We start from the raw sequence: 15,530 nt of genomic DNA, 5'->3' as shown, positions 1-15,530 counted from the left end.
TCGCATTGGGACGGTAAATGGTACATCGAAATAGCTAATTTAGGCTACAGCTATACAGATGATGGACACCAGCATTCTGTCGCTTTTTATCCGCTGTTTACTTTGCTCATGCGCGACTTCACGACTCTGGGAATGCAAGTGGGATTAGCAGGGCTCATTAATTGTTGGGCGTTTTTGGTTGCATTATTGCTGGTTGCAAGCTGTTAGTAAAGTTGCGATGATTTAGGGCTGTGGCTATTTCGGGAATTTGCGAAAAAGGCTAAGCATTACAGTCAGCTATTTCGGTTTTTGCTCTTTAGCGCTACTGAGCAATTCCGGTGCTCTGCAATCGGTTCATCGCTACGTTTACGGCATTGTGTAGCTTTCAAGGGCACTCGGTTTAGTGTTGAGTAATCAGCCTTGTTTGGGATATGCTGTTATGACATTATTTGCTACATTCCTGCTGTACATGGCTGTTAAATTTACTGCGTGTAGGTAGCTTAAGATAGTTTTCCATTTTTGCACAAACTTAATTTACTCTATTTCCCAAGCTGCTTGAAAAAAGTCTCTTTCGCATAGCATAGCGTAGCGATAGGTTGCTTCTACTTCTGGCCCAGCATCTGCGTAGCGATCGACCAAACCTTCCAGGCGTTTTGCTAAAATCTCAAAATCCGGGCTGCTATAGGTGGAAATCCAGTCGCTAAAGGCGTGTTCCGGTATATTACCTGTAGCTAGCTGCTGTCCCAAAAAAGCATACAACCGCAAGCAAGGAGTCATGGCGGCTACTGTCAAACCTACACCACTCCCCCAGGCTGTCGCTAATAAAAAATCTGTGTAGCGGCGGGTAGCGATTCCCGGTTTTGCCTCTTGTAAGTTTACCCCCCATTTGGCTGCATATCCTTGATGCAAACGAAGTTCTTCTAAAACGCCACTACCGAGATTGTGGAGAATTTCAAACCCCCCCCAGTCGGGTGCTTTTGCCGCAGCGATACTATAAGCGCGAGCGAAGGCTCCCAGAAAAAATGCGTCTTGTGCAACGTAATATGCAAAACTATTTTGGGGGAGGCTGCCGTCAGCAATGCCTCTGACAAAGGGATGTTGCAGACAAGCTTCGCTTAAGTCTTGATTTGCTTGCCAAAGATAATTGGAATTTGTCATGCAATTTTGAATCGATGGGTTATGATTGTAATTTTTATAGTCTGACTAAACATCTATGATAACAGATGTTTTCGCTGGGCGTGTGTCAGTCTTATGGTATCTTTTATTTTTCGTATTTAAGAAAATAGATAAGTGTTGGTACGCGGCTATTTGATGGACTGCTGTTGTCTGGCTCAAAGAGCGAAATTACCTGCCGAACATCTCTGGTGAAGCAGCCAGGGTGTTTTGGGAAAAAGAAACTTTTGATTTAACGGTTGAAAAGCCGATTTTTAAACAGAAACTGCAATGAACGATACACCTAAGTATTCCTTGGTAATTCCTATCTATAACGAAGAAGAAAATCTCGCTGAATTGTATCGGCGAATTAGTGCGGTGATGGATCGAATGGACGGCCCAGTAGAATTAATTTTAATTAATGATGGCAGTCGCGATCGCTCTCTCGAACTTTTGCGAGAATTGCACGAAAAAGACTCGCGAATTTGTTACCTCAGTTTTGCTCGCAATTTCGGCCATCAAATAGCTGTAACTGCTGGTTTAAACTTTTCTAGAGGTCAAGTTGTAGTCATCATGGACGGCGATTTGCAAGACCCGCCAGAGCTAATTATAGACATGGTAGAACAGTGGCGACAGGGCTATCAAGTTGTTTACGCTCAACGCACTCAACGGCGTCAAGAAGGTTGGTTTAAGCGGTTGCCGGCTTATATGTATTATCGCATTTTGCGGAATCTTGCTGATGTGGATATTCCCATAGATACCGGAGATTTTTGTTTGATGGATAGGTGCGTAGTGGATGTACTCAACGCCATGCCAGAACGCAATCGTTACATTCGGGGATTGCGCGCTTGGATTGGTTTTAAACAAACGGCCGTTAAGTTTGAACGTGATCCGCGTTTTGCTGGCGATGTTAAGTATACCTTCAGTAAATCTTTTGCTTTGGCGATGAACGGTTTAGTGTCTTTTTCAAAAGTTCCTCTGCAACTGTCGATTTATTTGGGTTTATTTTCGGCTTTCGTGTCTGTTTTGATGGCTTTCTTGGTTTTGTATTGGCGTCTTTTCTCTGCAGGTTCGGCATTAACTGGTTTGACAATTGTGATTATGGCGGTTTTCTTTTTGGGTGCGGTGCAGTTGGTGAGTATTGGGATTTTGGGCCAGTATATAGGGCGGATTTATGAGGAGGTGAAGGGTCGCCCGCTTTATACGCTGGCAGAAGTGGCTGGTTTCGATCCCTTTCGTCAAAAAAATGATAAATAAGCAGGACTTTTTTACTATCTTGACGGCTTAAAGATAGCGGTTGTATGGTGCGTCTGCTGAATCACCTGAACCCTGAACCACATTCAAGATGCGGGTTGTTGATTCATTATTTTCTACTTAATTTCAGCCGATATAAACTCCTGATGCCATTGTTGAGCGACTCTATTCCAGCCAAATGAATCTTTAAGAGTTAATGCTTCCTGTCTTAAAGAGTCTTGTTTTTCAGGATTTTTTAGCAAGTCAATCACTGCTGTAATAAAAGCATTATTAGTTTCCTCATCGCCAGCAGGCCCCTTAATTCTGATACCTGATTTCACAGTGTCATCTAAACCTGCATAAGTTGTCACCACAGGAACACAACCAGCAGCTTGCGCTTTCCAAGCACTAATACAGAAAATCTCCGCAGCAGTATGACAAGGATAAACCCAGATGCCTGATTTGAATAATTCTTCCACTAACTCCTTGTGTCCAATCCTGCCATGTTCATAGACATTTTCCTGCTCGAAAAGTTGTAAAAGTTTTTGCTTTTTATCTGGTAAGTATGGAAATTTCTCAAGATAAGGTGAATTAATTAAAGCATCAATTCCTTGCCAACCATAAAAAATATGTAATTCAACATCGGGCACTTCTTTGAGAACTTGATCCCATTGAGTCAGTAAATTTTCAATACCTCTTGCATAATCACTAATCGAAATTAGCCTTTTGGGATTTCTAGCAATTCCTGTTAAATTGAAATCTTCGAGATTAATCCCATTGGTTGTTAAAAAAATCTTGTCTTCAGGAATCCAGTCAGGCAGCAGAGACTTATGAAAATTTGACAACATAAAAAGTTTGTCAAAACTTGCCAGAAATTCCAAACGCTGAGACTCTTCTACAGGAGGAAATAATTGCGGGTTATCGTGCATCCATACAGCAGTTTTTCGGGCTTTCACTTTCATTCGCATAGGTTGTGTCCAAACACGATGAAAGATTAAGACATTAAAGTTATCTTGGGTATTGAATTTATCAACTGACTGATAAACTACTCCCTTATATTCCCCTTCCATATCACCGCAGCGATTAAAAACAGTAACCTGGTAGCCTAATTTAACTAATTCTTGACTTAAGTAAATAATCGCTTCTTCACTTCCGCCAATACCTTTATTCACAGATTGAGGAGACCAATCTTCTAGATGAAATGGAAAATTGGAATAAATTACAATTGAGTTATTGTCCCAGTTCATATTATTTGACTCTTCCCAACTTTTGACATAGATATTGTAGAGTAAAATTAGATATTTGTCAAACAAATCCCATCAATCAAGAGGATTTAATTTTGTGTCACTGACTCACACAACATTGTTAAGGTCGTTTTTTGATTGATACACACTTTTTCTATGACTGTCATCACATCATCAGCAAATAACTGTGCTGTTCGATCGCTGATGACAGGTTCTACATAAATAAAGTTGCAAAATAACTGCTCATTGAGGGTGAGAACACCTAACCAAAAACAATCCCCACCAATATGTTGAGGAGTGGCAAAGTATAATTCCTTGATTTTTAGCTTTTCGGCTTTATATCGAAATTTAAATTTGCCTCGATTGGAAATTGCAAAAAGATTATTCCTTCCCATAGTATCTTCTTTACTCACCATAGAGTTAATAACGAGTTCCTTGATTGTATCTATGTCAAGATTACGTAATTTACTTTGTAGTAGTCTAGTTATATGGACACCGCTAATTAAAGAATCATGTATGCGGGATTTACATTCTCTAGCTAAATCCCAAAAAGATGTCTTTGGCTCAATTAACTGATTAAAACCCAGCACTGATATAAAACAACCGAGATTTTGATCTGTGATTTCAGGCTCACAATATTTTCTCAAATCTACAGGTAAACCATAGGAGAAATTTACCTGTGTATCTATTGATAGTAATTTGCCAGCAGCAAATAGCATAGCCGCACACATAGCACCATGCACAGTTGTTTTTTCTTGTTTGCATTTATCAATGAGTATCTTAGTTTTTTCTTGACTAAGCATTCGCGGTAACATCCGAGTTAAACGTTCGTGGGCCGATGCTTGATGTTCAATAATTAATTGTGGTGGTAGAGTGGGTTGTGCAGTTGCGAGTAGATGATTTTCCCTTGGTTCTTTACTGGGAATATTATAAGTAACTAAGGTTTCTATGGGAGGAATAAATTCTAGTGATTCTACAGGAAATATATTCTCTCCTTCCTGATTGTTTTGATAATAAAATAACAAATCATCAATAAAACGCATACATGATATGCCATCTACAATTCCATGATGAAAGGTAATAATCACTTCACAGCTATTTTGATGTTGATGAGAATACAAAAGAGTTAGGCGACACAGAGGATTATTGCCTGTTGTAAATTTTGTATGTAGTTCTTTTTCAGCAATTTTAATTGCTTCATTTTCATCTTGTTTGTATATAACTTGTACCGGAATTTCCGTTATTCCTGTCGATTGAAAATATAATCCATCCTCAGACTCAACAATGTAAACTTGGAGCATGGGATGACGCTGTTGGACTAATTTAAGAGCTTGTTTAACAAGCTCTGGTGTTAAAATTCCTTCCAGATAAACAACATTTACAATTAGTCCGCCTCCCACCTCATGGCTTAGCGCCATCGACATTTCTACCAAACCAAGTTTTCTGCTGAAAGATTTCATTTTGATTTTCTCTCATTTCAAAGTTTATCTACATTTCTGCAATTGCTCAAGTATCCAAAATTGAGTTGTTTGTAAGTTAGTTTTTTCATCAACGGCAGGTTCTTTAATTAGGCTCCCTAATTTCACAGTTTCATTTGTGTAACTAACTCAATACTTCGGACAGTTTTTGATTGTCAACGGCATAATTAGGGTTTGAGCCAAGTCACGACTCAGGAAAAATCAACGATTGCAGCCATTTTACCCCAAAGTGTCAGAACTATTGTAACTGACTCATCTGGGAGTGTGACAAAGAGGCCTAGGAACTACACTAAATAAGGGTTGCAGTTTGTATACCCTGTTGAGAAAAGCAAAGTTTATTGGGAGTTAGGTTCATTAATTCTGGCACATCTACTGAATATTGAGCCAGATAATGGACTCACAGATCTCCATCTCAAGCAGCGCCAAAGGTACTCCGTCTGCGATATTTTTTTCTGTTCTTTAGGGCGATATACATACAGCAGTTTTCGCGGTTATGAGGTACAATAGCAACCGCTAGCCAACCAATTTATTAAATGCTGAGGATTTATTAAATTTATGGCAACTGCTATTATTAGATGAATCATAGATGCGTAAGTTGGAGCGGGAGCATCTCAATGAAAGCAGCCAAGCCCAAAATTGGAGTTAGGAGCCAGGAGCCAGTAGTCAGGAGAAAAGAGTCAGAAGGAAGGAGGAAGAAGAAGTGTTGGCGTTGCTGAACTTTAGTATGAATGTACATTTTTTAATCTTTGCCGAAGACAGACTTTTTGTGCCTTGGAGTCTTTTCGTAGAACTTAATTCATACCGTCAATCAGCAATGCCGTTGAAGTTAGTAATGTGTTTGCCCGGGTTGCGCCTGAACAGAAACTGCGACTGGTGGAAGCTTTGCAGTCCAAGGGTGAAATTGTTGCCATGACCGGAGATGGGGTCAATGATGCCCCAGCACTAAAGCAGGCGGATATTGGCATAGCGATGGGGATTACAGGCACGGAAGTTGCCAAAGAAGCGGCGGATATGGTGTTGACCGATGATAACTTTGCCTCCATTGAAGCCACCATAGAAGAAGGACGCACCGTTTATGGCAACCTGCTGAAAACCATTGGGTTTATCCTACCCGTCAATGGTGGAGAAGCGCTGACCATATTGGTGGGAATCTTGGCGGGTACCACCCTGCCAATTTTGCCGATGCAGATTCTCTGGGTGAACATGGTGAGTTCCGTCGCCCTAAGTGCCACTCTAGCATTTGAGCCAAAATCGGCTGAGACTATGCAGCGATCGCCCCGCCGCCCCAATGAACCCCTATTAACGAAAAAATTGCTGTGGCGCATCCTGATTATTTCTATCTTCAATCTCATTGCTGTACTTGGCATTTTTGAATGGGCTTCACAAGCCACAGGTAATATTAATTTGGCTCGGACAATGGCAGTCCATACGCTGGTTTCCGCAGAAACCTTTTACTTATTGAGTATTAGCCAATGTATTCCATCTCTGTTTGCGTATTTAAAAGATCGCACTCAATAAATTGCTGTTATTCCTGCGATCGGTGTGGGTTGTGTGTTTATATTTCAAGTTTTCTTTAGCCAGTTGAGTTTCCTAAACCCGCTATTTGCTACCCAACCGCTTAGTTTTATCCAAGCTCTCATTTGTATCGGTGCAGGGATTCCAGTCATTGTGCCTGCTATGTTTTTAAAGCGGTTGGCTCCTCTTGCTTAAAGTGATAGCGATCGTCACTTTAATTGGTGCGGCTGGAATTTATGCGTTTGAGCGCGAACTTCCTAATCGATCGCGCTAAGCTGTGGAGCATTTAAATGAGTAACGAGGCTTGTATCGTGCGTCAGGAGTGCACACTTACGCGCTTATGCGGGAAACACTTCTGTAATGACGCACCCTACTATCGTCTTTTAAATGCCGAACAGCTTAGACCTGTGAATTGCTAACCTGGGATTTGAGCATGAGGTCGATCGCTCTCGATGCGATAGTAGAGAAAAGATTATGTCTGTCCAATTATAGATCACCTTTTACTCTAAACTCTTCCAAGCGAGAGATGATTTTTGATTTTTTGAAATTTACTATAATACTACCCTCTAACCACTCAAATAAAAAAATTAAAATAATGGAAAAAACAAGCCGAATAAATTCATGACAGGGAATCAAAAAACAACTTGCTCTAGGATAAATATCTGATTGCACTGTGCAATAGTGCCGACACTTTTTCTATAGTACCATGGCTAATCTTCTATGACTTTGAGCCACTTTGGATAATTAAATCAATGTCATGTCCACTCCTGACTTGCATTTAATTCGACTTTTTTATGTTCCTTGCCCTCTAAAGCTTGTAGTATCGTCCCCCAAAAATCCCCGCACTATTGAATGTTAACCTGGTTCTATTTATTACATTGACACGAGAAACTCATGGAAAACACATTGTTCGATCGCACATTCCGCGATAGCGAAGGTCAAATTGTTATAGCTCAGATGCCCAATCTACCACTGAGTGTCGGGATTGTAGCTAGTTTATTAACGCTCATTGTTACAACAGGTCAAATTAATTTAGGGTTGCAGCTAGTAGCCTTTGGCTCTTTGTTTACTTGGGCTTGGGAAGAATTATTTCAAGGCGTTAATTACTTTCGTAGAGCATTAGGTCTGATTGTGCTTGTTGGTCTAATTGTGGGGAAACTTCAATAATTAGGTAAGCATAATACCAATTTTTTATGAGGTTGCATAGAATCCGATCCCCCCTAGCCCCCCGCCGGAGGGGGGGACAAGATTCTTCTCAAAGTCCCCCAACAACCAGGGGGATTTAGGGGAATCGAGATATGTGCAACTTCACATTAAATTGGTATAAATCAAATCAATAAGGTATATAACCCTGGGAGCATCTCAATGAAAGCAGCCCAGCCCAAAATTGGATTTTTGAGGGAGGAGTTTTGAGGCTCTCTTGCTGCGGGGAAAGAGGAAGAAGGAAGGAGCCAAAATAAGTGTTTTTACAAATATGAGATGCTCCCTCCCGATCGCGGGCATGGTGATCAGTCTTCTGAAGATTGATGAAATGCGTGGCGAAAAGACAGAACAACCTTCTGGTTGATGAAGAAGCTAGTTGGCTTGAGGTTTCGGTTAAGATATTTTGTTTTAAGTCTCTGGGAGAGCAATTATGAAAGGTTTAAAGGGAAAAAACGCACTCATTACTGGAGCGAGTTCAGGCATTGGGCAGGCGATCGCCATTCGTCTCGCCCAAGAAGGTTGCAACATTGCCGTTAACTATCGCAAAAGCTTAGAAGAGGCAGAAGATACTGAAGAAATAGCTCTGCAAAAAGCCTGTGGACAAGCATCGGAATGCGGGGTTGAAACGCTATTAGTTCAGGGAGATGTCTCCACAGAAGACGACATCCTTCGTATGGTGAATACTGTCATTGATAAATTTGGTAGTCTGGATATCCTAATTAATAATGCTGGGATTCAAACAGAAAGCGCATCCCATGAAGTGCCAACCGATGAATTCGATCGCGTGATGGCAGTCAATTTGCGAGGTGCATATCTCTGTGCGCGGGAAACCATTAAGCATCTATTGAGTGAGCAGCGCTCTGGGGTGATTATCAATATTTCGAGTGTGCATGAAATCATTCCTCGCCCGATGTATATCAGCTATTCCATCAGCAAAGGCGGCATGGGAAATTTAACGAAAACCCTAGCGTTGGAATACGCAAACCGAGGCATCCGCGTCAATGCTATTGCGCCCGGTGCAACAATTACACCGATTAATGAAAGCTGGACGGAGAATCCAGAACAAAAGGCAGTAGTGGAAAGCCATATCCCAATGGGGCGGGCAGGTACATCGGAGGAAATGGCTGCAGCAGCGGCATTTCTGGCATCAGATGAAGCGGCTTATATTACGGGACAAACGCTCTATATTGATGGTGGATTGACCCTCTATGGTGACTTTCGCGAAGCTTGGTCTGCCTAAACTGACAATGAACCACTTGCTGAGTTGCGGAATGACTGTGAAATGCTCAAATTGAAGGAGAGGTTTTATAATAAACAATTCTTTTGAATAAATTTAGGCTCGATCGCAGCGAGCCTAAATTTGCGTTAAATATCGCCTTGATTATGAACCGCAGAGGGCGCAGAGGACACAGAGAGGGGAGAAGAGTATCAAGGAGATATAAAAAAACCCCCTATTTCGTATTACTTGTAACTAGATTCCACCAAGATGACAGGAATAGGACTGGTTTCTAAGACGGCTTGAGAAACTGAACCTACTAGCACTTGTTCCCAAGGTTGATGCCCTCGTTTCCCGATCGCAATATATGCCACTTGCCGAGCTTGCGCCACGCGGATAATCTCCTCTGGAACTGTACCAGAAAGACTCAGGAACTCATAGCGAATATCTGATAATATTCGTTGTGCTTGTTGTTGTAATTGTAAGTTTGTGCTTTGATCTCCCACATTATCTACATACAAAACAATCACATCCCCATCACTGCGCCGAGCTAAGTCTGCGGCTTTAGTTAAAACATCTGTTGTTAGGGGGGAAGCGTCTACTGCGGCGAGAAAAACTGGACGACCGAAAATAGCTACTTTGGTAGGGTCAACTTCGCCTTTTTCTAATAGTTTGGGGGCAAAAGTGGGAATTGCCCAAGCACCCAAGGGAGCTGTTACTAAAATTGAGAGGGCTGCGATCGCCAAAATCGTCTCGCCACCAGCAATGCCCTGAGCTAGGGGAATTGCCCCAATTGCCGCCTGTACCGTTGCCTTAGCGGAATTTCCTGCTAGCAAAAACAGCCGTTCTTTCCCAGTCCAATTACTACCTAAAGTGGAAAGATACCAACCGAGCGATCGCCCAATCAGAGTCCCGATCGCCAACACCAACAGACCAACCAGCAAGGTATTGCCTAATACATTAAGTTGAATACTGGCTCCCAGCAGCACAAACAAAATAATTTCGGCGATCGTCCACAAACTGTCAAAGCCACCCCGCAATCTTCGTGCTAAAGGCACATCCAACTCTATCAGGAAAAACCCCGCCGCCATGACAGCTAAATAGCCAGAGAAAACCGGAATATGTTCGGCTGATACTACCAGCCCTAGGGCAAAGCCAGCAGCCACTAGGGAGTCCTGAACCGCAGTTTGAGTCCAGTTTTGGTTGACTAATAGTGACACCAAAAGTCGAGCAGCAACCCATCCCAACAGCACCCCCAAGGTAATTTGGATGATGATTTGAAATGGCAGCAATTGCAGAGGGCTGAGGGTGATTCCTCCCAGCAGGGTAATGGCTGTAGCTTTCCCTTGGGACAGAAATGCTAGCAGTAGGCTAAACACTAGCAAAAGCAATACATCGGACAAGGCACTTCCCGTCAGAATCGCATCGGGAATTCCTTTTTTTACTCCCCAACCTAAACTTTTTAACCGCAGCATCCCGGGAACAATTACTGCTGGAGATTCCGCGCCAATGATGCAGCCTAGCAGTAGCCCCGTCAAAAAATCAAACTGAAGTAGCCACATCGCAGCGACAGCAATAGAAATAGCCTCGCAAGCTGCTGGCAGAAAGCCTAATCGCAGCGCCACGGTTCCTTGTTGGGATAGCTTTTCGCGATCGAGTCCTAATCCCGCCTTCATCAAAATCACCATCACGGCAATGGTGCGAAGGGAATTCGCAGCGGCCAAAACCTCTGGGCTAATGACATTCCCCAGTTGCGGGCCTAATAAAATGCCCACCAGCACCATACCTACGAGTGCTGGAGCTTTCAGCCGTCGAGCAATCTGCCCGACAAAAAAGCCCATTAATAAAATCCAGATCATACTTTCTAACATCACGCCACCTTGAAGCTGAATGGATAAACGTGACTTGTAGGGGAAAGATCGATCGAGGCATCCGCACCATCCTACCCTTCCGCCACAAGTCGGAACAGTAGGAGCCATCAGCCTTTTAAACGTTATGAAGATTATTAATAACGCAGGGCGGTTTCGGCGAGCTCCATCGCCATCATTACTTTTATACCACTATTGAAGCTGATAAGCTGTTCGGCATTTAAAAGACGATATTATGGTGCGTCAGTACAGAAGTGTTTCCCGCATAAGCGCGTAAGTGTTCACTCCTGACGCACCCTACAAGCCTCGTTAGTTGTTTAAATGCTCCACAGCTTATTCCATTTCCGTGCCTCCCGGAATGCCTACCCTTGTTCATAGACTTCGACGGTTTGAACCTATCTTTTTGGGATGGAAACTAGCTCATATCCTGGAAGGAATGCTATAGCAATCCTTCCAGGATTCTTACAAAGATGTAGGGGTAATGCCTTTCTTTGCCTACCCGGCTCCATGGGGGCAACCACGGGGGGTTTGCCCCTACAAGAATTACACAAATGATGCGAGCGAGGATTGCTATAGGTAATTGAGAACGGTGCAATATCTCAGTTATATTGGATTTTGCCCAAAATTAAATAACTTTCCTTCTCCTAGCTTTTTATCAATTTATAAGGGCGATAGTTTGCCTAATTTCGCTCGATCGCCTCGCAGCATCTGCCACCTTCAAAGCGTACAAACTACTGGCAGTATTCACGTACAAAGGCGTACCGTTTGACAAATATTCCAACACCATATCGGTGTCTTTGGCAAATAAACCGCGCCGCGTTCCTACTTTGAGGTTGCGCCGATTTTCTCCCTGAATTAATTGACCTGATTCGGGAGTAAAAACCAGCGTTCCTGTTTCTCCGTAGATGGTAAAAATGTTTTCCGACTGCCAAAAAGTTTCTCCTTTTCCATAAACAGCTTCAGCGACAACCCCATTGGCAAAGCGCAACTGTGCGTTGCACAAACAAGCTTTGTAGAAATCCGGCTGACTGTCCCAAAATTGAGCTTGACAGTTAACGCTTGCCACTTCCCCGAACAAATCAGTAAATCGGTGGAGTCGCGAAATTGCACCAACTAACGGAAAGCCAAAGAGGGAATGTTGATAAGTCCACCGCTGCGCCGCTGGATGTTGAGGAGTCATAGTAATGTAGCGGGCGTAAAAAACTTTACCGATTAAGGGCAAAGATTCTTTGATTGCTTGGTGCAACCCGCCTAACAGTTCGATGTGTTCGATGTGGAGGAGTTTTTGCTTTTGGGCGGCAAGTTCGATCGCCCTTTCTGCTTCAGATACGTCTAAAGATAGAGGATATTCCACCACAACGTGCTTGTCATTTTCGAGCGCGGCCAGGACGATCGCCCCGTGATCCCGGTTCACCGTACAGACAATCACCAAATCTAAATCGTCTCTTTCTACCAGCTTGCGCCAGGAAACCGCAGCTTCTGCCCCGAAGCCTTGACAAAATTCTGCGGTTTTCTCCGGGGTGTGGCCCGCAACCGCTACCAAGTGCGATCGCCCATCAGCTTGAATTGTCTCGGCCCTCAACTTAGCGGCAAAACCAGTACCCACAATTCCCACGCGAATTGGAGAATTAACCGAAGAACCAAAGCGAGTATCAATATTAGTCATGGGATTTGAGATTTAAGATTTTAGATAGTTACAGACTTGCGCTGCTGGGGTTTAGGGTTCTATCGCCCCGATTTTAAGCTGTGGTTGTGGTGCGATTTATTCGATCGAGCCTTCAACACCCAAGTTTTGATGCGATCTAACTATACATTTCAGTGCCTGCTGGGACTTGCCTTGCACCAAGTCTTGCGGAAACTCGATCGACACACCGCATACCAACAACGTGGTTTTTGTGCTGTAGGGCTCAAAACAGGATTTTTCCTGGAAACCGGATTATTTCGCGCAAGTCTTGCGGCAACAGTATCACAAGGCTGGACCCAAGATAGGTATAAGTAATCAAGATGAAATTAGAAAAAGTTATAACTAATCCCATTCAAATGTTTTGTAAATAAGTGTGTCAACCTCCCTTCTATCCCCTACTATCATAGAGGGAACGAACCTAAGACCTAACCTCAAAGCTAATAGAGCCTTGAAGTTTGCATTAGGAAAAATTATCAATCTTGTTGAATTTTTGAGAGGATTTAGTGCATGGCAACTTACAAAGTTACCCTCATCAGCGAAGCCGAAGGAATTAACCAGACCATTGACGTTGATGACGATACTTACATTCTTGATGCTGCAGAAGAAGCAGGACTCGACCTCCCGTACTCTTGCCGCGCTGGAGCTTGCTCCACCTGCGCCGGCAAAATCACCAAAGGCGAAATTGACCAATCCGACCAATCTTTCTTGGACGACGACCAAATCGAGGCCGGATTTGTCCTCACCTGCGTCGCATATCCTAAGTCTGACTGTACGATCGAAACTCACCAAGAAGAATCGCTCTACTAAGAAAGGACGCTCTGCGTGATACCCTAAGAAACCCGGTTTCTCGTTTCCAGAATTAAGCTGAAATACGGCAATTATGTTAAGAAACCGGGTTTCTGTGTCTAACATTGCAACAAAGCCGCCAGCAGTCTGTCACTCCCAGCTATGAATTCATAGCTGTTTGAGCAGATAGCTGGCCCAATAATTTTAGATTTTAGATGGCCGATTTTAGATTAACTGTGAAACCAATCTAGAATCCAAAGTCTAAAATCTAAAAGTTTTACGGCTAATATTTAGTCTGGCGTGGCGCGGAATTTATTTGTGTAGTGGCGATTTAAATCGCCGACTCTTAGGCCGACTTTGATCGACTATTCGCGCCAAAATGTAATGTTATCGCTGAGCGGCACAACTTGAGCGCCGGGAAAATAAAAGCCCAGAATTTGAGATCCATTCCAGCCCAAATTAGCCAAATTGTAAGAACCAGTCTGACTCATTCCCACTCCGTGCCCGAAACCACCTCCGACAAAAGCATAACCGTTGAGAGTTTTGTCGGGATTGTAAATTGGTTCTAGGTAAAAAAGCGTGCTAATCGGCGGGTAAAAAGCATTGCGAATCTCGTCTTTGTCGATAATGAGGGGGCCCAAGTCAGTTTGAACCTTCATTTGCAAAACTCGACCTGCGGGCGACCTTTCTACCACTTCCACCTGAGTGACAGTTTTCAAATTAGCCAGCGGGTGCTGTTTCTTCTGAAGATACTGTTTGAGAAATCCACCAATCGCTGTCAAAGAAGCTGGTTCGCGCCACCGAAAGGTGTCTTCTTTTTCCTCATTAAACCCTTTTTCCAAACTGATAAAGCGGCGGAAATTGTTTTCGTCAGACAAACTCTGCTTTGACAAGTCCCAAATATTATTCGGCGAATCGACTAGCGATCGCAAATATGGACGTTCCGCGCCCTGCCACACATCGTTAAAAGAGGCTGTCACGCCGCCGCTAGAGGCGGAATAAAGCGCGTCTACTAGCTGATTTTCGTAAGTTAGCACCAAACCGCTCGTTTGGGCGATCGCCTTATCACTTTGCGGGTAAACCTCGGTCAAACCCTTATAAACTTGACAGTTAACATCAGCGCACAACTCATAATTATCCACAGCAAAGCGGCGCAAATTTCTCAGGGCGTAGGTTCTCGCTAAAATAGTTTGAGCGACAATCGCAGCGTAAGGCGAAAAAGCCCCAATTTCGTGAGGAACAACACCCCGCAAATAAGTTTCCGTCAGCACTTTATTCACCAAAGTATAAGTGCCGTAAGCATTTTTTTGCAGGTGCAAACTGCCCCCATAACGGTGAGTTTCTTGAATTGCTTTTTCTGGTTCAGTAGCTGTCGCCTCTTGGGTGGTTTGTTCAAATACCTCGATCGCATTTTTCCCGGCCGTCACATCCAACTCATTGCGGTTGAAACGAAAGCCGTTTAAAACCCAAAAAGCCTGGGGTACTTGTTTAAAAACTTTGGAATCCAAAAAAGCTGTTGTGTTCCCTTGAGCTTGCAAACTTTGCAACAGCCAGCGCCGCACCAAAGGAGAGTTGTAAGTATCTCTTTTCGCCCAAACTTGCCAGCGAAAAGGTTGAGCAATTTCTACATCAATTCCCTGGGCGCGCCACTGATTGGCGCTATCTTCTGCACTCTCGAAACTGCGGTGGGAACTCAGAACAACTCGTTCTTCTACTAAGGGCGATTCCAGAGGTTTCGGGGCTATTTCTAACTTGACGCTAGCAGCCGTTTTGGTTTCTATGCCTTGAGGAGTTTTGTAACTCAATGTTAAGCTGTCGCCCGGTAATGCTTTCAGCGTCAGTTTGTCGGTTGCTTTGGTGCCAAACCGCTGCACCACGCCAATTTTGATTGGTCTATTTTGGGGAGTTTGGGCGTATCCCGCAACGCTGAAAATGGGCAACAGGCACAATGCGGTGAAAACAGTGCTAGAAATGCAGCTAAACCATTTGTAAGTGGGAGTTGGAGGTGCTTGAGCGAACACGGTTATCTGTCTCGCGATAGTTGAAATTGGGGGATTTTTGATTGTACGTTAGCACATTTGGCGGCTGCTAGAGCGGGATTCCGGAAGAGAGGCTGGTTTAGTTGCCAGAATTCTGTTAAGTCAGGACTTACGCCAGACCAAAGAAACCGGG

At 43.5% G+C, this 15,530-nt stretch carries 11 protein-coding genes and 1 riboswitch; of the genes, 5 read left to right on the top strand and 6 right to left on the bottom strand.

Annotation, left to right across the window (positions count from 1 at the left end; translation table 11 throughout):
• Positions 1–513: 513 nt before the first annotated feature.
• Entirely contained in the window at positions 514–1,137 is a 624-nt protein-coding gene (locus tag QUA07_RS07465) for a TenA family protein (protein ID WP_333084151.1), read from the bottom strand.
• Between the two features lie 285 nt (positions 1,138–1,422).
• Between QUA07_RS07465 and QUA07_RS07460 the strand changes: the two genes are divergently transcribed.
• Positions 1,423–2,388 carry a glycosyltransferase family 2 protein gene (locus QUA07_RS07460; RefSeq protein ID WP_333084152.1) on the top strand — a complete coding sequence of 322 codons (966 nt, stop codon included), beginning with the start codon at positions 1,423–1,425 and terminating at the stop codon, positions 2,386–2,388.
• A gap of 113 nt (positions 2,389–2,501) precedes the next feature.
• On the opposite strand, the gene QUA07_RS07455 is transcribed toward QUA07_RS07460, so the two are convergent.
• A complete protein-coding gene (locus QUA07_RS07455) occupies positions 2,502–3,611 on the bottom strand; it encodes a glycosyltransferase family 4 protein (RefSeq protein WP_333323786.1) in 1,110 nt (369 codons plus the stop codon).
• A gap of 86 nt (positions 3,612–3,697) precedes the next feature.
• Positions 3,698–5,068 carry a condensation domain-containing protein gene (locus QUA07_RS07450; protein ID WP_333323784.1) on the bottom strand — a complete coding sequence of 457 codons (1,371 nt, stop codon included), beginning with the start codon at positions 5,066–5,068 and terminating at the stop codon, positions 3,698–3,700.
• A gap of 852 nt (positions 5,069–5,920) precedes the next feature.
• Between QUA07_RS07450 and QUA07_RS07445 the strand changes: the two genes are divergently transcribed.
• The 3 genes from QUA07_RS07445 (at position 5,921) to QUA07_RS07435 (ending at position 9,044) form a co-directional block, all read left to right on the top strand.
• On the top strand, positions 5,921–6,604 hold the full coding sequence (locus QUA07_RS07445; RefSeq protein WP_333323783.1) for an HAD-IC family P-type ATPase: 684 nt from the start codon (positions 5,921–5,923) through the stop codon (positions 6,602–6,604).
• A gap of 891 nt (positions 6,605–7,495) precedes the next feature.
• Positions 7,496–7,768, top strand: a complete 273-nt coding sequence (locus QUA07_RS07440) for a hypothetical protein (protein WP_333323781.1) — start codon at positions 7,496–7,498, stop codon at positions 7,766–7,768.
• 466 nt (positions 7,769–8,234) lie between these two features.
• The gene (locus QUA07_RS07435) at positions 8,235–9,044 is read left to right on the top strand and encodes a glucose 1-dehydrogenase (protein WP_333323779.1); all 810 of its coding nucleotides are present in this window, start codon (positions 8,235–8,237) and stop codon (positions 9,042–9,044) included.
• Positions 9,045–9,265: 221 nt separating this feature from the next.
• Here the strand turns inward: QUA07_RS07435 and QUA07_RS07430 are convergent, their stop codons facing one another.
• The gene (locus QUA07_RS07430; protein WP_333323814.1) at positions 9,266–10,891 is read right to left on the bottom strand and encodes a cation:proton antiporter; all 1,626 of its coding nucleotides are present in this window, start codon (positions 10,889–10,891) and stop codon (positions 9,266–9,268) included.
• Between the two features lie 91 nt (positions 10,892–10,982).
• Positions 10,983–11,071, bottom strand: a riboswitch (Fluoride riboswitch).
• A gap of 472 nt (positions 11,072–11,543) precedes the next feature.
• Positions 11,544–12,554 (bottom strand): Gfo/Idh/MocA family oxidoreductase, encoded by a 1,011-nt coding sequence (locus QUA07_RS07425; protein ID WP_333323777.1) that lies wholly within the window; start codon positions 12,552–12,554, stop codon positions 11,544–11,546.
• A gap of 525 nt (positions 12,555–13,079) precedes the next feature.
• On the opposite strand from QUA07_RS07425, the gene QUA07_RS07420 reads away from it, so the two are divergent.
• A complete protein-coding gene (locus tag QUA07_RS07420) occupies positions 13,080–13,379 on the top strand; it encodes a ferredoxin (protein WP_106149950.1) in 300 nt (99 codons plus the stop codon).
• Between the two features lie 344 nt (positions 13,380–13,723).
• Here the strand turns inward: QUA07_RS07420 and QUA07_RS07415 are convergent, their stop codons facing one another.
• Positions 13,724–15,379 (bottom strand): SpoIID/LytB domain-containing protein, encoded by a 1,656-nt coding sequence (locus QUA07_RS07415; protein WP_333323775.1) that lies wholly within the window; start codon positions 15,377–15,379, stop codon positions 13,724–13,726.
• Positions 15,380–15,530 lie beyond the last annotated feature (151 nt).

The sequence above is a fragment of the Microcoleus sp. T3_A4 genome, from assembly GCF_036700465.1.
GTDB lineage: Bacteria > Cyanobacteriota > Cyanobacteriia > Cyanobacteriales > Microcoleaceae > Microcoleus.
The sequence above is the reverse complement of the archived record's forward strand: the minus strand, read 5'-3'. Positions and strand labels throughout refer to the sequence as shown.

Coding starts and splice junctions, on each gene's coding strand:
- QUA07_RS07465 (WP_333084151.1), bottom strand. CDS start 1,137: ATGACAAATTCCAATTATCTTTGGCAAGCAAATCAAGACTTAAGCGAA.
- QUA07_RS07460 (WP_333084152.1), top strand. CDS start 1,423: ATGAACGATACACCTAAGTATTCCTTGGTAATTCCTATCTATAACGAA.
- QUA07_RS07455 (WP_333323786.1), bottom strand. CDS start 3,611: ATGAACTGGGACAATAACTCAATTGTAATTTATTCCAATTTTCCATTT.
- QUA07_RS07450 (WP_333323784.1), bottom strand. CDS start 5,068: ATGAAATCTTTCAGCAGAAAACTTGGTTTGGTAGAAATGTCGATGGCG.
- QUA07_RS07440 (WP_333323781.1), top strand. CDS start 7,496: ATGGAAAACACATTGTTCGATCGCACATTCCGCGATAGCGAAGGTCAA.
- QUA07_RS07435 (WP_333323779.1), top strand. CDS start 8,235: ATGAAAGGTTTAAAGGGAAAAAACGCACTCATTACTGGAGCGAGTTCA.
- QUA07_RS07430 (WP_333323814.1), bottom strand. CDS start 10,891: ATGTTAGAAAGTATGATCTGGATTTTATTAATGGGCTTTTTTGTCGGG.
- QUA07_RS07425 (WP_333323777.1), bottom strand. CDS start 12,554: ATGACTAATATTGATACTCGCTTTGGTTCTTCGGTTAATTCTCCAATT.
- QUA07_RS07420 (WP_106149950.1), top strand. CDS start 13,080: ATGGCAACTTACAAAGTTACCCTCATCAGCGAAGCCGAAGGAATTAAC.